The 22,336-nt window shown below is 43.6% G+C and carries 14 protein-coding genes; 6 read left to right on the plus strand and 8 right to left on the minus strand.

All coding sequences use genetic code 11. The annotated features are described in order from the left end of the window. Nucleotides 1–3 precede the first annotated feature (3 nt). Nucleotides 4–2,925, minus strand: coding sequence for a TonB-dependent receptor (locus tag Q0688_RS09750; protein WP_299075320.1), 2,922 nt, complete (start codon nt 2,923–2,925; stop codon nt 4–6). 348 nt (nt 2,926–3,273) lie between these two features. Beyond that, nucleotides 3,274–4,287: a LacI family DNA-binding transcriptional regulator gene (locus tag Q0688_RS09755; protein ID WP_299075322.1), complete on the minus strand. Its 1,014-nt coding sequence runs from the start codon at nt 4,285–4,287 to the stop codon at nt 3,274–3,276. Nucleotides 4,288–4,646: 359 nt separating this feature from the next. Between Q0688_RS09755 and Q0688_RS09760 the strand changes: the two genes are divergently transcribed. The 6 genes from Q0688_RS09760 to Q0688_RS09785 are packed head-to-tail and all read left to right on the plus strand — an operon-like array spanning nt 4,647 to nt 14,875. Then, nucleotides 4,647–6,983 (plus strand): GH92 family glycosyl hydrolase, encoded by a 2,337-nt coding sequence (locus Q0688_RS09760; protein ID WP_299075324.1) that lies wholly within the window; start codon nt 4,647–4,649, stop codon nt 6,981–6,983. Beyond that, entirely contained in the window at nt 6,983–8,248 is a 1,266-nt protein-coding gene (locus tag Q0688_RS09765; RefSeq protein ID WP_299075326.1) for a sugar MFS transporter, read from the plus strand. Before Q0688_RS09760 ends, Q0688_RS09765 begins: the two co-directional genes overlap by 1 nt. Then, entirely contained in the window at nt 8,245–9,228 is a 984-nt protein-coding gene (locus Q0688_RS09770; RefSeq protein WP_299075329.1) for a carbohydrate kinase, read from the plus strand. The genes Q0688_RS09765 and Q0688_RS09770 overlap by 4 nt, the downstream gene beginning before the upstream one ends. A gap of 10 nt (nt 9,229–9,238) precedes the next feature. Further along, nucleotides 9,239–10,411 carry an AGE family epimerase/isomerase gene (locus Q0688_RS09775; RefSeq protein ID WP_299075331.1) on the plus strand — a complete coding sequence of 391 codons (1,173 nt, stop codon included), beginning with the start codon at nt 9,239–9,241 and terminating at the stop codon, nt 10,409–10,411. A 4-nt stretch (nt 10,412–10,415) separates the two neighbouring features. Further along, nucleotides 10,416–12,644 (plus strand): GH92 family glycosyl hydrolase, encoded by a 2,229-nt coding sequence (locus Q0688_RS09780; protein ID WP_299075334.1) that lies wholly within the window; start codon nt 10,416–10,418, stop codon nt 12,642–12,644. Further along, nucleotides 12,641–14,875 (plus strand): GH92 family glycosyl hydrolase, encoded by a 2,235-nt coding sequence (locus Q0688_RS09785; RefSeq protein ID WP_299075337.1) that lies wholly within the window; start codon nt 12,641–12,643, stop codon nt 14,873–14,875. The genes Q0688_RS09780 and Q0688_RS09785 overlap by 4 nt, the downstream gene beginning before the upstream one ends. A gap of 304 nt (nt 14,876–15,179) precedes the next feature. Here the strand turns inward: Q0688_RS09785 and rluF are convergent, their stop codons facing one another. The 6 genes from rluF to Q0688_RS09815 all read right to left on the minus strand — a co-directional run bounded on the left by rluF (nt 15,180) and on the right by Q0688_RS09815 (nt 22,281). Continuing rightward, on the minus strand, nt 15,180–15,923 hold the full coding sequence (gene rluF / locus Q0688_RS09790) for a 23S rRNA pseudouridine(2604) synthase RluF (RefSeq protein ID WP_299075340.1): 744 nt from the start codon (nt 15,921–15,923) through the stop codon (nt 15,180–15,182). Between the two features lie 3 nt (nt 15,924–15,926). After that, nucleotides 15,927–18,737 carry a DUF349 domain-containing protein gene (locus tag Q0688_RS09795; protein WP_299075343.1) on the minus strand — a complete coding sequence of 937 codons (2,811 nt, stop codon included), beginning with the start codon at nt 18,735–18,737 and terminating at the stop codon, nt 15,927–15,929. Next, nucleotides 18,727–19,020: a DUF1315 family protein gene (locus tag Q0688_RS09800; RefSeq protein WP_299075345.1), complete on the minus strand. Its 294-nt coding sequence runs from the start codon at nt 19,018–19,020 to the stop codon at nt 18,727–18,729. Before Q0688_RS09800 ends, Q0688_RS09795 begins: the two co-directional genes overlap by 11 nt. 2 nt (nt 19,021–19,022) lie before the next feature. Continuing rightward, complete coding sequence (locus tag Q0688_RS09805) at nt 19,023–19,349, minus strand: hypothetical protein (protein ID WP_299075349.1); 327 nt, start codon at nt 19,347–19,349, stop codon at nt 19,023–19,025. 71 nt (nt 19,350–19,420) lie between these two features. Further along, complete coding sequence (locus Q0688_RS09810) at nt 19,421–21,091, minus strand: sodium:alanine symporter family protein (protein WP_299075352.1); 1,671 nt, start codon at nt 21,089–21,091, stop codon at nt 19,421–19,423. 62 nt (nt 21,092–21,153) lie between these two features. Further along, a complete protein-coding gene (locus tag Q0688_RS09815; protein WP_299075355.1) occupies nt 21,154–22,281 on the minus strand; it encodes a M14-type cytosolic carboxypeptidase in 1,128 nt (375 codons plus the stop codon). Between the last annotated feature and the right edge of the window lie 55 nt (nt 22,282–22,336).

Below are 22,336 nucleotides of genomic sequence, written 5' to 3' on the forward strand. Positions count from 1 at the left end.
TACTTAAAATCTGTAGTTAACCCCAGCATATAAACGACGTCCGCTATAACTATTTGAAATAAAACGATTCTTAGTGTCGTTTCCTAAATGGGTGTAATTGTCTGATTCAGTTAAGTTAATAACGGAGGCGGACAGAGTGAGATTTTCAGTGATGTTGTAGCTACCGTTGATGTCAATTTGTTCATAGGTGTCGGTGTAATAGTTTTTCTCCCAAGACAAATTCAGGCCACCTATTGTTGGCCCACGCTGATTGTATGAGATCCGTGCACTAAACAAGTCATTTTCATAAAAAACTGAGAAGTTACCTTGATACTTAGAGCTTCCGGCAAGAGGTGATTCACCCACTTTAGTACCATCCACTTCAACATCTGCAACATTGGTTAAGTTACGAGTAAAGTTACCGTAAATACCAAAACCATTGTCGAAAAAGTGCTGCGCAGCCAGTTCCATACCTTTGGAAATAGCATTAGAACCATTTCCTGAAGTAGAGAAATTCCTTACTACAACATCACCACCTAGTGATACATCTTGCCCATTAGGTAATGTGAAGTTCCTACTTGGAACATTGCGATCAACTTCTAAGATCAAAGGCACCACAAAGTTATCAATATTCTTATGGAATACGGCTAAGCTGATACCTGAGCCTTCGCCATAATAATATTCTAGAGAGATATCCATTTGAGTCGATTTAAATGGTTCGAGAGTAGAGTTACCGCCACTTCCGGTCCAACCTTCGCCATCTCTTTCAGGATTAAAATCATCACGAGCACTGGAATCAGACGCCCACTCCGCAGAACGATAGGTTAATGTTTGGAACTGCCCCAAATCACTGTAACCTGGTCTGGAAATTAATTTAGCCGCTGCACCACGTAACACCCAATCTTCATTAATGTCCCACGCGATATTGAAGCTAGGTAACACTTCAGTGTCTTTGCTCTCTTTTGGTACTATGACAATTTCTTTTTGCACCGCTGTATCATTTGGAATATCGACGCCATTGTCGTCAGTTCTATCTAAGCGATACTCAAAACGGTCGCTGGCCGTACTGGTTGTGGTAGTCTGCACTACACGTACACCAAAGTTACCACGTACTTTGTTCCAGCTATAATCTGCTTGGGCATAAGCGGCATAGATTTTCTCTTCCACTTCATATACATAATCCGGTTCAAAGCGGGTATAAGGTTTGAAGTTAGCGTTAAGGTTCGCTTGATATTTATGCCAGTCTACTGCGGGGAAAAGATTGGTATTAATCACATCAGATAAATTACCTAAAGGCGCATCGGCCAATACATCGGTAATCAAAGGAATACCATCGTTACGAGAGTAATCATCCTCTAAAGTGATGCCACCAGGAGCGGCCTCGCCTGCGGCGACATCAAAGTCTTTTGCTAAGTAGAAGGTATTTCGTGTATCACGGCGAATACTGCCGTTGCGGTATTTAACCCCAAAACGTAATGCATCCACGCCATCCCAATCGGGAAGATATTCCAAGTCTAACTGGGCGTAATCTTCTTCTTGAGTACCACCTACAAAACTAGAATCTGTTGCGCCTATATCTGGCTCACCACCGATGCCATTTTGTAAATTTGTGAACATAGCTGGATCCATATAAGTTTCCAACTGTTGGCCGCTAAAATCCCAACCCCAAAAATCAGAACCATTGACGGCTTGACTATTTGAACCTGAATAGTAGGCAGAACGGTATTTTTCGGTGGGGCCACCTTCAGACTCAGTATGGCCTGCAACAAAATCGAGACTATATGAATCACCTTCATATTTAGCGAAAATATCGAAGGTATCAGAGGTGGATTCTTCGATAACGAATTCGCCGTTTATACGAGGAATTTGGGCTATGGCTTCAGCACCATTGGCACCCACAGAGTAATCGATGCCGGTAACAAATTCTGCCGCTTCGTCGACTCTGACGTCGGTCCAATAATTTCTATTGTTGTGCCACTCTGGGTATTCGAGCTGGTGCAAGATTGAGTTCAAACCCAAGGTAAAGCGGAAATAGTTGATACCCATTTCGAAGTTTTCAGTCGGTGCCCATTGAGCAGTAAACTGAACACCAGTACGCTCACGATCTTCTTCAAGCACTAATTGACGGAAACTCTGTGGTGCAAAACCGACGGCTCCACCTTCAACCAATTGACCATCTTTCATTTCAGAATACTCGTAATTCTGGTTCATGATATTAATGGCAGAAGTTTGAGTTCGATTGGTTCTATCCTGTTGGGTATAACCGACCAACATACCGAAATTTTCGTCTTCATTTTTCCAAGAATAAATACCACTAAATTGTGGCTCGTACTTATCGGTTACATCGGCATAGGTATATTCTAAGTTCACTGCACCCGAACCACTTTCCATATCCAATGGTTTGCGACTATGCACTATAACAGTACCACCTACGCCGCCCTCATCTAAGCGCGCTTCAGAAGACTTGTAGACTTCAACACGCCCAACTAAGTTAGACGGCAATAGTTCGTATGAAAATGAGCGGGAAGGCGCACCAGGTGATGAGGCAATAAAGTTGCCATTAAGCTGAGTAAAAGTTAGATCCGAAGAAAGGCCACGAATACTCACCGAAGAGCCTTCACCACCACTTCGCTGGATAACAACACCAGGTATACGCTGCAATGAATCGGCAACGTTTTTATCGGGGAATTTACCAATATCTTCTGCGTTAATCGCATCTAATACTGAGTTAGACAATCTCTTCATCGCAAGGTTTTCTGCGGCACTGGCGCGGATCCCTCTAACTTCAATGACTTCTGCTTCTTCTTGTTCCTTATCTGCTGTTTGCTGTTGTTCTTGAGCATGGGCTGAACCCATGGCCGAGAAAATCGCAATACAGAGCAACGATCGTTTAAAGACCGCCGAGGTTGGCGAAAACGCCGATTTACCCATGGTGCGTGCTTTCATGATATTTCCTCTACTAACCTTTTCTTATAAGTAAATGAATGTTTATTTTTATACTTTCTTAACGTCCCTATTTATTGAAACTTAATGCGGCTATTCCTTAGCAATACGGTCATCATCCTTTAATAGATAATTCAATCACAACCGTTACGGTAAACTGTTCGTTAGGTACAACCACAAATGTAATCGATTACATCCATTCAAAACAAAAACTGATAAAAACTCTCTAAATCAGTATAAAATTAACTACAAAAAATGCCATTTGTAATCGATTACAAGAAGGTAATCTTAGTAGGGTGCAATTTTTCTGTCAACTTGTATTTATAATATTATAACAAATTAGTAACAGTTTTAGTTTTGTAAACGTACTGGCCCACTACTGTCTCGCTCAAGCAATGAATAAGGCAAAATGAAGCGATTTCGACTCATGGGTATACCTTTAATTTGTTGCATCACTACCTCAACAGCCTTTTTACCCATTTCCAAAGTTGGCTGGTCAATAGTGGTTAGCGGCGGATCAATAAAAGCCGATACTTTTATGTTATCGAAACCTACCACTGAGATATCTTGCGGGACCCGTAAACCATGTTTTTTTAGCTCATGAATAGCACCGATAGCAATATCATCGTTAAAACAAATGACTGCCGTGAGGGGGTTGTTTTGTGCAAGCAACTGTCTAATCCCTTGTTGCCCAAACTCAATAGAGTACTCGCCCCCAACGATCATATTGTCATCTAACGGGATACCTTCTTCTGACAATACACTTCTTATTCCTGCTAGACGATCTTGATATATTCGACTCTCAATTTGCCCTGTTATCACGCCAAAATGAGAGTGCCCATAACCAACCAAATGATTTGTAATGGCACGGGTTGCGGCATGATTATCCAATTCAATAAAGGGATAATCATGCTCGCTTTTTATCCTTTCACACACACTAACCATAGCAACTTGCTCAGCTAGATAAGCGTCATTTTTGGAAAAAGGAAAAGAATGGTCAAGATGAATTAAGCCGTCAGCACGGTTTGAAAGCACCATAGCGGCATATTCATTTTCGCGCTTGATATCACCTTGAGTATCTCCCAATAACACAGAATATCCTTGCTCTTGCGCCGCAATTTCTATGCCTTGAATAATCTTTAAAAAGAACGGGTTCACTAAGTTCGGTACTAACACCATTAACGCATTAGACTTACCTGTTTTAATACTAGATGCCAAAGAGTTCGGACGATATCCTGCTTGCTCAATGGCTTTAAAAACCCGCTCTTTGGTCTTGGCGGTCACCTGTTCAGGATTTTTTAATGTCCGCGACACAGTGGCGGTCGACACTCCGGCCAATTTGCATACTGTTTTGATCGTAGTCATCGTAAAATCACTTCCAAATACTTATATTGTTAAAAATAGGTAAATAGCCATAAATCCTGATAAAAGTAATGCACCACATGGCAAACAACAAGTTTCTAGAATACTTTCTGATTAGCTATCCAATAACTAACCCCCCTCGAAAGGCTTCTTCTTCTTTCATCATCAACAAAAAACAAAATAACCTTACAATTCAACATCTTATAGCAATAGCTCGAAAGTAATTTAGATATTGAATAATTCTTACCCTTACTATACTATGACTAAATGTAATCGATTACAACACTCCAAATCTAATTAAAAACAATGCTCCCAAGCATGGATTTAGCAGCTTAATTTGGACTTAAACTATTGAATATAAAATGAAATATATAAAAAACATCGCTCTTTCTTGTGTTCTATCATTGTCATGTATGGCGGCACCGCCTCAATCAACAAGTTCAGTAAACTTGGTAGAACACGACTTAGTCCAATATGTAAACCCACTGATGGGCACCGATTCTAAGTTTAGCCTGTCCAACGGCAACACTTACCCCGCCATTGCCACGCCTTGGGCGATGAATTTTTGGACACCGATGACCTCGAAAATGGGTGACGGCTGGACTTACAAATATAACGAAAACAAGATCCGTGGCATTAAACAAACCCATCAACCCAGCCCTTGGTTAAATGACTATGCTGCGTTTTCTTTGATGGCCGTGACCGGCGAATTAAAATACAAAGAAGATGAACGTGCATCGTGGTTTTCCCATAAAGCCGAGCAAGCCAGTCCTGACTATTACAGCGTGTATTTAGCCGACTATGATGTGACTGCCGAAGTCACGCCAACCGAGCGCGCCGCGCATTTTCGTTTTAGTTTCCCTGAAACCAACTCGGCACACATTATTATAGATGCCTTCGATAAAGGTTCGATGGTAAAAATCCTGCCCAAACAACGTAAGATTATTGGCTATGTACGCAATAATCATGGTGGCGTGCCCGACAACTTCCATAATTATTTTGTGGCTGAGTTCGACAAAGATTTTGAGTTCACTCACACTTGGCATGATGAGTGGAAGCTATCTAAAAACACCACTCAAAGCGAAGGCGATCATGTTGGCGCGATCATCAGCTTTAAAACCAAGCGGGGCGAACAGGTGAATGTCCGAGTGGCGTCCTCTTTTATCAGTCACCAGCAAGCACAGTTAAATCTAGACAGGGAAATTGGCAAAGATAGCTTCGAGCAAACTCGCACCAAAGCCCACGGGGCTTGGCAGCAGGAATTAAGTCGCTTACGCATCGAAGACAGTAATATCGATAATGTGCGTACCTTTTATTCCTCTTTATACCGCGTTTTATTATTCCCCCGTAAGTTCTATGAATACAACGCCGACAACGAAGTGGTGCATTACAGTCCCTATAACGGCAAAGTGTTACCGGGCTATATGTTTACTGACAATGGATTTTGGGACACTTTTCGGGCAGTTTTTCCTTTCTTCACTTTGATGTATCCCAGCCTTGATGCCCAAATTATGCAAGGTTTGGCCAATACATATAAAGAGTCTGGTTGGTTGCCGGAATGGGCCAGCCCCGGACACAGAGGCGTAATGATTGGCTCCAATTCCGCTATCAATATCGCCGATGCTTATATTAAGGGCATTCGCGGCTTCGATATCGATACTTTATACCAAGCGGTAATTAAAAATGCCACAGTAAATGAAGGGCGGCCGGTGAGCTCTGTGGGTCGCGAAGGGGTCGATTATTATAACAAACTCGGTTATGTGCCATACGATGTAGGCATACACGAAAATGCTGCCCGTAGTCTCGAATATGCCTTTGCAGACTTTAATATTGCGCAACTTGCCAGCCAACTGGGTAAAACCAAAGATGCCGCCAAATATGCTAACAAAGCCTACAACTATCAACATCTACTCGATCCAGAAACAAAATGGATGCGGGGTAGAAATAAAGATGGTAGCTTCCAAACCCCGTTTAACCCTTTAAAATGGGGTGATGCCTTCACCGAAGGTAACAGCTTGCATTATTCATGGTCAGTGTTTCAAGATATTGATGGTCTAAAAAATCTAATGGGTGGTGAACAAGCTTTTATCGATAAATTAGACTCGGTATTCGATATGCCGCCTTTATTCGATGATTCCTATTATGGTTTCACTATCCATGAAATTCGTGAAATGCAGATAGTGAATATGGGCAACTATGCTCACGGTAATCAGCCCGTCCAACATATGATTTACTTGTATAACCATGCCGGCCAGTCTTGGAAAGCCCAACAGAAATTAAGAAATGTGATGGATAAGCTTTATTCCGCCACACCCGATGGTTACTGTGGTGATGAAGATAACGGCCAAACATCAGCTTGGTATGTATTTAGCGCGCTAGGCTTTTATCCGGTCACACCGGGTACAACTCAATACGTGTTTGGGAGCCCTTTGTTTGAAAAAATCACTATGACTATGGAAGACGGCAAGAAATTTGTGATTGAGGCTCAGGGGAATTCAAGCAACACACCCTACATTCAACACGCCGCACTTAACAGTGCCACTTATGAAAAGTCTTGGATTGATCACAAAGCAATACAAGCGGGTGGAACTTTATTATTCAAAATGGACAACAAACCAAACTTGAACTGGGCAACGGCAAAAGACGCAAGACCTTTTTCAATGTCGACTTACAACAACATAACTAGCAAGGTGAACTAATGGCTGGCAATATTTCAACTCAACCACCTGTAGCGTTAAAGGGCGAAATGAATTCCAAGTTCGCTTTTGTGGCTATGACTTCATTATTTTTTATCTGGGGGTTTATTACCGCCCTAAATGATATTTTGATCCCTCATCTAAAAGCAGCCTTCGACTTGTCTTATTTTCAAGCGGCCTTAGTGCAGTTTTGTTTCTTTGGTGCTTACTTTGTTGTCTCCCCTTTCGCTGGTCGACTTATTGAAAAAACAGGCTATAAAAAAGGCATTATCATAGGATTACTTGGTATTGCTTGTGGTTGCGGTATTTTTTACCCAGCTGCTGAACTTGAAGTGTATGGTGTTTTCTTATTCGCCTTATTTGTACTCGCTTCAGGGATCACCGTATTACAAGTCTCGGCCAATCCTTATGTGGTGGTTTTAGGCGAAGAACGCACCGCCGCCAGCCGTCTAAACTTAGCTCAAGCCATTAATTCATTGGGGCATACAGTTGGCCCTATGTTCGGCACTATGCTGATATTTAGCGGTGCAGCCACAGCAGTAAGTGCTCAAGCCGTGCAGTTACCTTACTTGATCTTAGTAGGCGTGGCTTTAGTGACAGCGGGGTGTTTTGGCTTTTTAAAATTACCCGCTTTAGAGCATAGTCACAGTCAAGCAGAGTCAGCGTCTTCGCAAGACTCTATCTGGAAACATAAACGTTTGGTATTAGGGGCAGTCGCCATATTTATGTATGTGGGTGCCGAAGTCTCGGTTGGTAGCTTTTTGGTTAACTACTTCGCCGAGTCACATATTATGGCCATGAACAATTATGAAGCCGGAAAAATGGTGTCTTATTACTGGGGCGCAGCTCTAATCGGCCGCTTTTTAGGGGCCGCGTTAACCTACTTTGTGCGTCCGAACATTATTCTTGCCGTGAATGGCGCGTTGGCCATAGGCTGTATATTTCTATCTATCTTCAGCGAAGGACCCATGGCTATGTGGACTATTTTGGCTGTTGGTTTATTTAACTCTATTATGTTTCCCACCATTTTTGCTATGGCTATCACCGGGCTTGGTAGCCTCACCAGTCGTGGTTCGGGACTATTGGTGCAAGGCATAGTTGGCGGCGCACTATTGCCTTTATTGCAAGGTGTAGTGGCCGATATGACTTCAGTACAAATGAGCTTTATGGTGCCGGCTTTTGCTTACATTTATATAAGTTGGTACGCCTTAGTTGGCTCTAAAGAAAAATCCGTAGACGATGCAGACACGGCAGATTTAGCACCATGAGGCCGGTTATTTGTTTTGGCGAAGCGTTAATTGATTTTTTAAATTTCAATAACAGTCAAGATGGTCTGTTAACGCTTAAAGAGTTCCGCCAATATCCCGGTGGCGCACCGGCTAATGCCGCAGTTGCCGTAGCCAAATTGGGCGGTAAGGCTCAGTTTGCTGGGCAAGTAGGTAGCGATAGCTTTGGCGATTTTCTAGAAGATGCCTTACAACAATATGGCGTAGATACGAGTTTGCTTCTCCGCCACGCCACTGCTAATACGGCACTGGCTTTTGTGATGCTGGATGAAAGCGGCGATCGCAGCTTTAACTTTTTTAGGCAGAACACCGCTGACTTACTCTTTGCTCAGAGTCAGATTGACAACAGCTGGTTTGCTCATCAGGCCATAGTGCATTTTTGTAGTAATACCTTAACCGAAAGTGCTATTGCAGACTGCACCCTTGCACTGGTGAAACGAGCCAAGCAGAACGATGCCTTGGTCAGTTTCGATGTTAACTTGCGGCATAATTTGTGGTCATCGGGCGCTGCCGATATTGCCTTAGTCAATCAATTGGTGATGGCATCAGATATCGTTAAATTTTCTAAAGATGAATTGGCCTATTTAGCCGAGGATAACCAGCAACAATATTTGCAGCAATGTTTAGCCTCTGGGGTCAAGCTGGCCATAGTCACCGATGCCCAAGGGGATATTTTTGTGCATACCCAGCAAGGGCAATTCACCGTTACCCCGCCCACAGTACATGCAGTTGATACCACAGCCGGTGGCGATGCTTTTATCGGTGCGCTGTTGTTTGGATTAAGTGTTAATCAAGATAGCATTATTCAAAATGAGCAAGCCTTAGGCCAGTTGATTCAATTTGCTTCCCACTGTGGCGCCTTAGCCGTTACTCGGCTAGGTGCTTTTCCCGCATTGCCTGTATTTGATGAAGTGGCACAGCAGTGGCCAGCAAACATGGCATTGCCAACACAAACAAATTAAGAGAAACCACATGAATTTTTACAGCACAGAATTTTTACAACAGCACGCACAAAGCATTATGGGTTTTTACGATCCTAGAGTGGTCGACACAAGTGGCGGCTTTTTCCAAAACTATTTAGATAATGGCGAGCTGTTTGAGCCAGAATTTAGGCAATTAGTTAGCAGCACCAGGATTGTGGTCAATTATGCAATGGCGGGCAAGGTATTAAAAAATCCGCAATACCATAAAATGGCACTGCATGGCCTCGATTATATTGAAAGCCATCATTGGCAAGCTGAAAGTCAATCCTATGCTTGGACCCTAAACAATCATCAACCCGATGATATGACTCAGCAAGCCTATGGGTATGCCTTTGTGTTATTGGCCTATTCTATTTGCAAAAAGACCGGTGTGATTGAGTCAGATGATATCATCCAGCACACTTATTCACTGTTAGAACAACGTTTCTGGCAGGCAGAACACGGTTTATATGCCGATGAGATTAGTGCAGATGGTGTGTTATCGGATTATCGTGGTCAAAATGCCAATATGCATTTATGCGAAGCCATGATTGCCGCTTATGAAGCCACTGCCGACAGCAAATTTCTCGACCGCGCCATGACTATTGCCAAAAATATTACCCAGCGTCAGGCCACAATGACCGATGGTCTGGTTTGGGAACATTACACCACCGACTTTGAACCCGATTGGGAATATAACAAGGACGATCCTAAAAACTTATATCGTCCTTGGGGCTTTCAACCGGGACATCAGACCGAGTGGACTAAGTTATTGTTGATGATCTATCGTCATAATAAAGCGCAATGGTTGGTCGATACCGCCAAGAGCTTATTTGACCGAGCCTTCGAAGCGGCTTGGGACAGCGAACACGGCGGTTTGATTTATGGCTTCGATCCACAAGGCAAGTGGTGCGATGACGACAAATATTTCTGGGTGCAAGCCGAATCATTTGCCGCGGCCGCCATGTTGTTTGAGGTCACCCAAGATCAAAAATATATGACCCAATATCAACAACTCTGGCACTACTGCTGGGAGCATTTAGTCGACCATCAACATGGTGCATGGTTTAGAGTGTTAGGCAGACAAAATAACGCTTTGTCTAATCAAAAAAGTGCCGCCGGTGCCAAGTGTGATTATCATAATCTTGGTGCCTGCTTTGAAGTATTACGAGTACTAGGCTAAATCAATGAACAACAGATTGTTAAAAGCGGCGCTCGGCTGTGTCATGCTGTTTACACTGATCGGCTGCGCTGGACAACAGACAAGTACCGCCCCCTCCGCCCAGAGCAAAGACGTAACCCAATATGTCGATCCTTTTATCGGCACCGACGGCAAAGGCAAAACCTATCCCGGTGCTACTCTACCCTACGGCATGGTGCAATTAAGCCCAGACAATGGGCGTAATGGCTGGGACTGGATCTCAGGCTACTTTTACCCCGATGATGTGATTGCTGGATTCAGCCACACTCACTTGTCTGGCACCGGCGCCGGCGATCTGTATGATATTTCTTTTATGCCCCTTGTAGGTAAGCCGCAAAGCAAAAAACTGGATGACGTAAAAACAACCGCCACGACCTACTCTACTTTTAGCCATGATAATGAAGCTGCCTCACCCGGTTATTATCAGGTGTTTTTAGAAAGTTATGATATCAATGTCGAACTTACCGCAGCATTAAGGACAGGTTTACAACGCTACCAGTTTTCGCCAAACACAACCCAAGGTCGTGTCAAACTAGACTTAGGCTATGCCCGCAATTGGGATAAAACCTTAGATAGTCATATCCAAATTATTGATGATCACAGCATCGCCGGTTACCGTAAATCCACCGGCTGGGCTAAAGATCAAAGAGTGTATTTTTATACTGAATTCTCACAGCCCTTTGCCACCCATAAAATCACTCAATCGGGCGCGCAAAACACACACAAACAGGCCAGCGGTACCGATATCGCATCACTGTTCTTTTTTGAGCTAGATGAAAATAAAACCGTAGAAGTTAGAACCGCCATTAGCTCGGTCAGCATCGACAATGCCAAGCAAAACTTTGCCCATGATGATCCCAGTTTATCCTTTGAACAAATCCGTCAACAAGCCTCAACCGCATGGCAACAAGCCCTTGGCAAAGTTCAAGTTAGCGCCAGTGAAGATAATAAGACCCAATTTTATACAGCCCTCTATCATTCATTTTTAGCCCCTAGAGTATTTTCCGATGCCAATGGTCAGTACAAAGGGCCAGACGGCAATATTCATCAATCACAGGGCATGCCCCGATACTCATTCTTCTCGTTGTGGGATACGTTTCGCGCCCTGCATCCGTGGAAAACCATCACCGAGCCACAAGCCAGCAAACAGATGATGCAATCCCTTTTGGCTCACTATAAAGAATATGGTTTGTTGCCGGTGTGGAATTTCCAAGGTAATGAGACCGATATGATGATGGGTTACCATGCGGTGCCTGTACTGGCAGATGCTTATTTCAAAGGATTAACCGATGCCGATCCCGAATACTTGTATCAGGCTATGAAAAAAAGTGCCATGCAGGATGCATTTAGTATCGATGACTACAAGCAGCTTGGCTATGTACCGGTCGAATCGGGTAAGTGGAATGTATCCAAAACCTTAGAATATGCCTTCGATGATTGGGCCATTGCCCAAATGGCCAAATCTCTTGGCAAAGAAGATGATTATCAGTATTTTCTTGGACGTTCGCAAAATTACCGACAGCACTTTGATAAAGCGTCTCAATTTATGCGCGCTCGCCAAAGTGATGGTAATTTTAAGCCCCATTTTGATCCTCTAGCCTACGATAGCGAAGATTACTGCGAAGCCAATGCTTGGCAATATAACTTCTTTGTTCCCCATGATGTCGATGGACTGATTGGCTTAATGGGGGGAAATCACCCGTTCAATGCCAAACTCGATAAGATGTTTAGCACCCTACAAGGGGAAGATGAATTACCGGAGTGGATTTCCGGCTATATCGGCCAATATGTGCACGGCAATGAGCCTGCCCACCATGTGCCCTATTTGTATCAATTTTCTGGCGCTCCCCACAAGACTCAAGCCCGCGTGCGGCAAATCATGGATCAGCTATATAACACCACACCCAACGGTTTATGCGGCAATGAAGATGCCGGCCAAATGTCGGCTTGGTATATGTTTAGTGCCTTAGGTTTTTATCCGGTTAATCCGGCATCCGGTGATTATGTATTGGGCAGTCCAGAAGTGGATTCTGCGCAAATCACACTAGACAATGGCAAGGTATTTTCAGTGATAGCTAATAATCAGTCGCCTAAGAATGTCTACGTAAAATCCGTAAGCCTTAATGGCAAACCACTTAATCGATACACTATTACCCATCAGGAAATCATGCAGGGTGGCCAGCTAGTATTTACTATGTCAGAGAGTCCAAAATGAAAATTATTGTAGCTGTTACTTTTTTGGCGAGTTTTGCACTACAAGCAAGCGTTAAAAAACAGCCTGTAGATTGGGTGAACCCCTTTATTGGCACCTCGAATTTTGGCGCCACCCATCCCGGCGCTCAATATCCTCATGGTATGGCATCTGTGGTGCCATTTAATGTGGCCTTTAAGCAAGGCGAGGAAAACCCTTTCGAGAAAGACGCCAGCTGGCATTCTCGGCCTTATGTACACGACAATAAGTTCTTAACGGGTTACAGCCATGTCAATTTAAGCGGTGTAGGCTGCCCCGACTTAGGCAGCATATTGCTGATGCCCACCAGCGGCGACTTAGAACTCGACCCCGAACAATATGGCAGTACTTACCGAGATGAAGTGGCCACACCGGGTTATTACAGCTCCATCTTGCAAAAATACAATATTCAAGCAGAGCTGGGCAGCACCTTACGCACTGGCATTAGCCGTTATACCTTCCCCGCTGGCAAAGCCAATATTTTATTAAACCTTGGCTTGGGACTCACCAACGAAAGCGGTAGCATGCTTAAGGTTGTGGCTAATGATGAAGTAGAAGGCTTTAAAACCATAGGCACTTTTTGTTATCACCCTGAAGATGTGCGTCCGGTTTATTTTGTGGCGAAATTCAGTAAACCCGCTAACACCTTTGGAAGCTGGAAGAAGATGCCAACATACCAAGGCGTAGAAGCCGATTGGGTAAAATACAACAACAGCTACAAACCCTACCCTAGTTATACCTTGCCTATGGCAGGCGATAATATCGGTGCCTATTTCAGTTATGATTTAGACAAACCTCAACAAATTGAAGTTAAGGTTGGCATTTCTTATGTGAGTATTGAAAACGCCCGCGAAAACTTAATGGCAGAGCAGCCAGCATTCAATTTTGAACAGGTTAAAAGCGACGCTAAACAAAAATGGAATGACCTACTCAGCCGCATTCAAGTCGAAGGCAAACAACAGCAAAAATCTATCTTCTATTCGGCCCTTTACCATGTGCTCATTCACCCCAATATTATTCAAGACAGCAATGGCGATTATCCTTTAATGGGCTCCCATGGTGTAGGCAATACTCAAGGCAAAAATCGTTATTCGGTATTCTCACTGTGGGATACCAGCCGCAATTTACACCCATTCTTAAGCCTCGTTTACCCCGAGTTACAATCACAAATGGTTAATACCATGACCGAGATGGCCAAAGAAAGCGGCTGGCTGCCGAAATGGGAACTCCTAGGCATGGAAACCCAAGTGATGGTGGGCGATCCAGGCTCAGTGGTGATTGCCGATACATACTTGCGCGGGATCATAGACTTTGACATCAATAGTGCCTACACCGCCGCCAAGAAAGCCGCCTTGCAGACCGAGAATAATCTCCTACGCCCAGACAATCACCAGTACATTGAGCACGGCTATGTACCGGTAGATAAAGAAGATACCTGGGGTGGCAGCGTATCCACTAGCCTCGAATATTATATTGCCGATTGGAATTTAAGCCAGCTTGCCAGCACACTAGGTCACACAAAAGATGCAGAATTATTTTCCCAACGAGCGTCCAATTACAAGAAGCTGTTTGACGCCAGCACCGGCATGCTGCGCCCTAAATTTGCCAATGGCCAATGGCTGACACCTTATGATCCAGAACTTGGCCGCAACTTCGAACCAGCACCGGGCTATGTTGAAGGCAATGCATGGAATTATCGCTTTTATGTGCCCCATGATATGCCCGGTTTAATCGAGCAATTAGGCGGTGAAGAAGCCTTTTTAGAGCAGCTAATAGCCTGCTTTGCTACCGATAATTTTGATATGGCAAACGAGCCCGATATTACCTATCCATTCTTGTTTAATTATGTCAAAGGACAAGAATGGCGTACCGGAGAAAAAGTGCAGCAACTTATCGCCCAACACTATGTTAATGCGCCTCATGGCATACCCGGTAACGACGATGCAGGCACTCTATCGGCATGGTTATTATTTGCGATGATGGGGATCTACCCAGTAGCACCGGGCGATATGGACTATGCCCTATTTACCCCCACCTTTGACAAAATATCAATTAAACTCAGTGAAAAGTATTATTCTGGAAAGACACTAACCATTGAAAGGTCCAATCAGCCCTCATCTTTTAATGGACAAGCACTCGAACGTCCATTCATTCGTCATCAAAAATTGACGAAAGGCGGTCACCTAAGCAGTCAAGATTATCAAAAAGAATACTGACCACGGAGAACTCTGACTAAAGGAAATTAGACTTTTAATCCAAGCCAATTTGGCTGGGTAAGTCACTAGATACCCGATAACAACATTCGGGAATGACACATTGCTCCCCTCTAACCCAATCGTTCCGGAGATGTTTTAATCGGAAATCAAATGCCTTTTAGCTTTTAACGAAATTCACAGGGGAAAATTAACAGCGGTGTCAAGACCACTGAAAGCACACTTTGTAGCGAAGCCGTTGCTTTAAAGCTGTTAGTTTTCTTGCGTAAAACTCTCTAATAACTGAATAAAGAGCATAAACAAGCATCTACACAGCCGTTTTGCTAGACCCTGCTACGGCAGTATTGATTTCTACCATCTCTGCAGCGCTCAAATCTCGCCATTGTCCGGGTTTTAACCCAGCCAAGCGTACTGACATAATGCGGGTGCGTTTGAGCTTGACCACTTCATAGCCCAAGTACTCACACATACGGCGAATTTGCCGGTTTAAACCTTGCGTTAATACAATACGAAACACCATCTTGCTTTGCATGGTCACTTGGCATGGCTTAGTGATGGTGTCTAGGATAGGAATACCTTTGCTCATTTTCTTTATGAAATGTTCTGTTAATGGGCGATTGACTGTTACCACATATTCTTTGTCATGAGCGTTTTCGGCCCGCAGAATTTTGTTCACTATATCGCCATCACTGGTTAAGAATATCAAACCTTCAGAGGGCTTATCTAAGCGACCAATGGGGAATATTCTTTGCTTGTGACCAATGGCATCAACAATATTGCCTTTTATGTGTCGCTCCGTGGTGCAGGTGATGCCAACCGGCTTGTGATAGGCAATATAGACTCTGTCTGTTTTATCCGTGGCGCTGGCGTGAATAGCTTGGCCGTCAATGGTTACTACGTCACCTAGGGCGACTTTAGTGCCGAGTTCGGGGATATCGCCGTTTATTCTGACTCTTTGTTGTTCAATCAGTTTGTCGGCTTCACGTCTAGAGCTGAAGCCTGAGTCGCTGATAAACTTGTTTAAACGAATTAAGCTGGCTTTATCTTGCATATATCACCCTAGAAACAAAGGCGCTACGCGCTTAAGTAAGGTGAGATCGGCTTTTGTTATAGGGCCACCTTTAATCCAGTCTTTGAGAAGTGCTTGTAAGTCTAAGCTATCTCCAGACTGTAATTTCTGCGCCATAAGCTGCATCTGAATGGTTTTTCGTTTTTCTGCGTCTTTTTTGGGCGAGTCTTGCTGCGCGGTAATTTCCATTTTAATGGTGAGTGCATGGCGATCTACATTATCCATCGGCTCACGAAAACATTGTTGCCACGGCTTGCTTAACTGGGTGATAGCTTGGGGCATGTCGCCATTTGTTTGCCACGTTTTTAAAGCATCAAACAAATCTATATAGACTTGACCTTGGGCGGACTTTTCAAGCTCTGTTAGTTTCACCTGTTGTAGCTCCACCGTTTTCTGTACACGATTTTCTAGGGTGCGGCGCTCGGTCATAGGTAAGCTTGAGATATCATCCATAACCTTTTGTTTATCTTGCAAGGCATTTTGTACGCTGGTTTTATCACTGGCGTTAGCAATCAAGGACTCGAGCTGTAGTACTTGTTCTTTAACTGCTGTGACCTGCTGTTTAAGCTGTGCTTGTTGCTGTTGATGGGTTGCGGCTTTTTTAGCAAACAGAGTGTCGTTTACTTTCCTAAATGCAGGCCATAACTTCGCTTCTGCTTTTTTGCCGGCATGTTCGATGGTTTTCCATGTCTGTTGTAATTTTTTGGCTTGCTCTATGGCTTCATCTATCCCGTCCAATTCTAGTAACTTCTCGGCCTTACCTAAAAGTGCCTGTTTTTGCTCGGCATTGTCTGTATAAAAAGCGCTGACTTTATCTCTGAGCGGGTTAAGTAACTGCTGGTAACTTTCAAATAAGGCGTGGCGCTGCTTGTAGTCAACCTCGCCAATATTTTTCCATTTTTGTTGTATTGCTCTTAACCTCTTAGCCAATTCAGCACCGCCACAGTCTGGCTCATCTAGTGCCTTGATTTCACTCAACAGCTGCTGTTTAGCCAGCATGTTTTGTTCGCGCTGTTGCTGTTGTTGATCGTAATATTCGCGGCATGGTGCAAAAGCTTTCTCAATAGCTGTTTCAAATGCCTCGTTTAATGCTTGGTCAGACTCGGTATCTGTTTTACCCATGCTATTCCATTGGCTGCGTAACGACTTGATAGCTGAAGATTGCGCGTTAATCTCTAATGGCTGTGCCACTAACGCCTCTGCTTCTGCCAGTAACGCTGGTTTACGAGGCGCGGCAATATAGTCTTGCCAGTCCTTTAGGTTTTCTATTTTTTCTTTAGCTGTATTAAAGTGCCGCTCAAGTTGTCCTTGTTGTTTCTCTGGCAAGGCATTAAACCAATTTTGCACCTTCTGATACAACTGCAAGGCCGCTTTATATTTACCTTGACTGATCAGGCTTTCAACCGCTTTTATTTTGTTTCTACAACGAGACACTTCGCTGTTTATTTGGCTTCTTAAAGACTTAATGGCCTGACGCCACACCTTTACCTGTTGCTCCCACTGCTTGGTTAGGCTAGTAGGAATATGGGCTTGATGACTAGCCGTGATATTACGCCACTCTTGCTGTTGCTCTTTAAAATATTCTTCTGCTGCCTCAACTTGGCTGGCATCATTTGGCAGTGCAAGGCTTGAAAAATTTTCCACCAGCCCCTGCCCTAATTGAATAGCCTGTTGTAATTCTGGAATATGCTCGAGCGAATGTAAGCGCGTCTGCAACTGATTGTTAGCGTGCTCTAAAGTCTTATGGGCGGTGTGTTCAGTGGCGGGCAGCTGTTTAGTTAAACTGTGCAATTTTTCTAAGTGTTGTGTGAGCTCTTGTGCAAAATGTTGTACTTCGGCTGGGGTGATGTCACTCAGTTGGGTGGTAAGTTGTGTAGCTTGCTGAGCTAAGCTTTGCTTAATGTCTGCCACTAAGGTTTGTATACTGAGACTTAAAGCCCGCTCAGCCTGCTGTGCTTGCCACTGGGGTTTGAGAGACTTGATTAATGTCTCAATGCGTGCAGAAATATCAGTATATTTTTGTTCTATTTCGGCACGTTTTTGCTCTGTTAGGCATAAAAAACGTTCGGTAATTTGGGCATACTCAGCGTTTAAGGCTATTTGCTGTTGTTGCATATGAGGAAAGTCGCTGCGGTCTTTCAACGCTAGCATACGAGACAACACCATAGTCACTTGCTGCTCAACTTCAATAGGCGCTTGTTGCGCCACCAACCATGCTTGCAGGGTTTTATCGGCCAAAGATTTTAAGGTACTTGATGACGTTTTTTTAAGTATTTTATTCAACAGTTTACGGGCAGGTGCGCTGTCGGTTAAGGTGGCGATTATGGCTACTTGTAAGCTCTCATTTTGAGTGTCTAGTAGCAGTTTTTCTTGCAGTTGTGGCTTGTCTGCTTTTTGCAGCAAACTCATGGTCAGCTCAGTATCTTGCTGGATCCAAGCTTGGCTCAGTAATTTTTCAATAAGCGGTTTATCACCAGTTTCTGAAATAAACTCACGTTTTTGTTGTTCAGATAGCACTTGGTTTTTGGCATCCAATAAGGCGCTTTCAACAAACTGCAGTGACTTTTTTTGCACTCTTTCGTTTTTACCAATCTGCGACATTTTATACCACAGCGCAAAACTATCCAGCCTTTGCAAAGCCGCTAAATTGACATTGGTATCGCCGTCGTTAAAAGCCAGTTCATGCAACAGTGTTTTGTGCTGAGGATCTTGCTTATCTAGATTCTTGATTGCCTGAAGACGAACTTGAGGATCAGGGTTTTGATGCTTAGAACGAAAAAAATGTTTAAATATCATCCTGTTTAAACCGCGCTATTGTTTGAGTGTTATGAGATTCTTGCTTCAGCTCTTGTTGCAATGATTGACGACTTCTATGCACTATTTCACCGTCTGCACCTACAGTCATATGCTGGTCAGAGTCCAGGAATTTTGCCTGATAATACATCACGGCTTGCATAGAGGTTTCTCGTTGCTGCTCGCTTAGGGGTGAGCCATCAAGCCACTTTCCGGTTTCAACGGCTTGCAGTAATTTTTGATAGACGGGCTCGGTCATTGCACTTAATAGCGCGGTATTATCCATTGTTAATTTGACCTTTTTAACATAATCAAGCGCACGCGGTTAATGATGTACCAAACAAACCCAATAATGGCTACGCCTATCGCTAGGCTATGTTGCAAATCACCCGGCAAAGCGCCGCCCCAATACATAAAGCCAAAACCTGCCACAAATAGCAACATAGCAATCATGGATTGGGTTTGAATCTTTTGATTTTTCAGATACAAATTCAGGCTCTTCTTACGGGCGAGATCCTCAGCACTGGCTGTCCCTAAGGTAAAACCACAATGCTGGCAGTTTTGTGCCTTATCGGATATTTTTTTATTACAAGACGGACAATCGATCAACGCCATATTTTTACTCCAAACTGACATACAAAAGCGCGGCAAAAAGCCGCGCTTAAAACACTTAACCTACATAAAGTTTATTTATGTTCTTTATTAAACTTTTCCCAGTACTCGGCCACTGAGTCTTTCATTTCCTTGCGTAGCATAAAAATACCAAACAAGTTGGGTAAGGTCATTACCACTATCGCCACCGCAGACAAAGTCCACACTAGTGTGGTATCAGATACCGCTGCCCAAACAAACCCCGCTACATATACTACTCGGTAAGGCATAACGGAACGTGGCCCAAACAAATAGGTCATGGCTCTGTCGCCGTAATAAGACCATGCAATCGCAGTTGAAAATGCAAACAATAATAATCCAACCGAAACAATATACTTACCCGATTCACCAAAGAAACCTTTAGTAAACGCCAAGGCCGTTAAGCTGGCAGAGTGAATTAATGACTCACCTCTGACGATAATATTGTTTTTGACTAAATTGCCATCAACCACTTTTAAGGTACCAGTATAATTATCGTCAGGGTCGCCCAATGAGAACACCACATTTTCAGCAAATGAACGGGCGTTAAAAATAGTGAAACCTTTACTGACGGCCTTGCCATCTACTACTTGTATTTCACCACTAAACTCTGTGACGCCATGGCCTTCAATATTATTGATGAAGGCATACATAGTTTGTTTATCAGCAGCATTAGTCTCGACATAATCGCCTGCCAAAATATACATATCGGTGCGGTCAAAGGTATTTAAATGTTTCTCTTTCCATACTCCTGAAGACAAGATCACTAGTCCAGTAATAGTACAAATGATAATAGTGTCGATAAATGGCTCAAGAATAGACACCATACCTTCAGATACTGGTTCATCCGTTTTAGCCGCTGCGTGAGCTATAGGAGCAGACCCCTGCCCCGCTTCATTCGAGAATAAACCACGGTTAACACCACGGTTAAAAGCATAGGCGATAGTTGCACCCAAAAATCCGCCTGTGGCAGCTGAGCCGGTAAATACGTCGGACAACACAGAAACAAAAGCAGGGCCAACATTTTCAATATTCGCAAAAATAACCGCAAAGGCACCCACTATGTATACTAATGCCATAAGTGGTACCACTTTCGAGGTCACTGCTGCAATACGTGTAATGCCTCCTAAAATAACCAAGGCTAAAAACACCCCCAGTACACTTCCGACTACTAGTGGGTCGAAACCAAAAGTGGCTTCAACACTGGTTGCGATACTGTTGCTTTGAGGCAAATTACCTGTACCAAAAGAACTAATAACAGTGGCCACAGCAAAAGCTACGGCTAACCATTTCATATTTAAACGTTTGTCCATGTAATACATGGGCCCCCCCGCCATAGTGCCATCTGGGGTTTTATCACGATATTTGTGTGACAGTGTGACTTCCACAAATTTTGTGGTCATGCCAAAGAAAGCCGTAGCCCACATCCAAAACAAGGCTGCGGGTCCACCTAAAAATAGCGCAAATGCCACACCGCCAATATTACCTGTTCCCACAGTGCCTGATAGTGCTGTGGTTAAGGCTCTAAAATGTGTGGTATCGCCCGGTGCATTGGCTTTATCGTACTTACCTGTTACTACTTTCCAGGCGTGTTTGAAATAACGTACCTGTGGAAATTTTAAGTAAATAGTGAAAAACAAACCTGTCCCTAACAACACATAAGGGAACCACCAAGCGCCCCCTAACATGCCGTCCATCGATTTTAGTAAATTATGAAAAGCTTCCAACGGTTTTCCCCTTAATTATTATTGTGTTTTTAATGTTTATTATTGTTTTAATAGTCAATTTTCTAACGAAGCATATCAACAACGGCGCGCATCGCAATCATTACATCTTCACCAAGCTGTTTACATCGAGCCGGCGACCAACCATAAGCGCTGTCTGGCAGTTCGATATTATCTTTAAATGGCATTTCCAGCGTATATGACAAACAATCAAACTCATGGCCTACGGCGTTAGCCGCCACTGTTAGATTGCCTTTACCGGGCTCATCTTTGTCGTAACCAAACTCGTCTTGAAATTCTGGTGTGGCCGCTAGTAATGCCGTTTTAAAGGAATCTTCAAGATTTTTTAATCTGGCATCGTAATTGGGGTTGCCTTCACAACCGGCTACAAAGTTATAGGGTAAGGCTTCATCACCGTGTACATCTAACAACATGTCTACACCCACAGCTTGCATTTTTTGTTTAACCAAAAAGACTTCTGGGCTATTTTCCATGCTAGGAGATTGCCATTCGCGGTTTAAATTCACGCCTTTAGCATTGGTACGTAAATGACCACGCACCGAACCATCAGGGTTCATGTTAGGTACCACGTAAAATACCGCTTTGCTTAATAACAACCGAGATAGGCCATCGTCTTCATCCAGCAAGCGTTCTAGGAATCCTTCGATCAACCACTCGGCCATCGTCTCGCCGGGATGCTGACGGGCAGTGACCCAAATAGCCTTTTTACCTACTTCTGGTTGCCCAATTACCAACAAAGACATATCACGGCCGTCTAAGGTGCTGCCCAAGTACTCTTGACGGCATTCATCCGAGGTTTGTGCCCAACTAAGTAAGTCTAAGTGCCGCTCATAACTATAAGGCGCAAAATAAGCGTAATAAATATGTTCGAATTCTGGCGTATGCTCAATGGTTAAGGTATCACCGTCAAACTCACAATCGACCCTAAACCACTCTTGTCTGTCATATGAGGCCACCGCTTGATAATTCTCCCACCCTGCTGGATAAGCGGACTTTTTGAGATCGACAATGGTGATCTTATGGGAGATGAAACACTGAGTTTCTAACTTAAAATGAAACCACTGATAAAACTCAGATTGGTTGTCATGACGGATACTAAGTTGGATATTTAATGGATCTTCTGCACGGATAACTTGAATATTTCCGCTATCAAAATTGCTACTGATTCTCACTTTTTGTTCCTAAGGAAATTTGACCGGAGTAATTTACCATAGTCCTAATAAAAAA

This window comes from uncultured Paraglaciecola sp., assembly GCF_937123705.1.
GTDB lineage: Bacteria > Pseudomonadota > Gammaproteobacteria > Enterobacterales > Alteromonadaceae > Paraglaciecola.

Coding starts and splice junctions, on each gene's coding strand:
- Q0688_RS09770 (WP_299075329.1), top strand. CDS start 8,245: ATGAGGCCGGTTATTTGTTTTGGCGAAGCGTTAATTGATTTTTTAAAT.
- Q0688_RS09800 (WP_299075345.1), bottom strand. CDS start 19,020: ATGGATAATACCGCGCTATTAAGTGCAATGACCGAGCCCGTCTATCAA.
- Q0688_RS09760 (WP_299075324.1), top strand. CDS start 4,647: ATGAAATATATAAAAAACATCGCTCTTTCTTGTGTTCTATCATTGTCA.
- rluF (WP_299075340.1), bottom strand. CDS start 15,923: ATGCAAGATAAAGCCAGCTTAATTCGTTTAAACAAGTTTATCAGCGAC.
- Q0688_RS09785 (WP_299075337.1), top strand. CDS start 12,641: ATGAAAATTATTGTAGCTGTTACTTTTTTGGCGAGTTTTGCACTACAA.
- Q0688_RS09805 (WP_299075349.1), bottom strand. CDS start 19,349: ATGGCGTTGATCGATTGTCCGTCTTGTAATAAAAAAATATCCGATAAG.
- Q0688_RS09780 (WP_299075334.1), top strand. CDS start 10,416: ATGAACAACAGATTGTTAAAAGCGGCGCTCGGCTGTGTCATGCTGTTT.
- Q0688_RS09750 (WP_299075320.1), bottom strand. CDS start 2,925: ATGAAAGCACGCACCATGGGTAAATCGGCGTTTTCGCCAACCTCGGCG.
- Q0688_RS09795 (WP_299075343.1), bottom strand. CDS start 18,737: ATGATATTTAAACATTTTTTTCGTTCTAAGCATCAAAACCCTGATCCT.
- Q0688_RS09765 (WP_299075326.1), top strand. CDS start 6,983: ATGGCTGGCAATATTTCAACTCAACCACCTGTAGCGTTAAAGGGCGAA.
- Q0688_RS09775 (WP_299075331.1), top strand. CDS start 9,239: ATGAATTTTTACAGCACAGAATTTTTACAACAGCACGCACAAAGCATT.
- Q0688_RS09755 (WP_299075322.1), bottom strand. CDS start 4,287: ATGACTACGATCAAAACAGTATGCAAATTGGCCGGAGTGTCGACCGCC.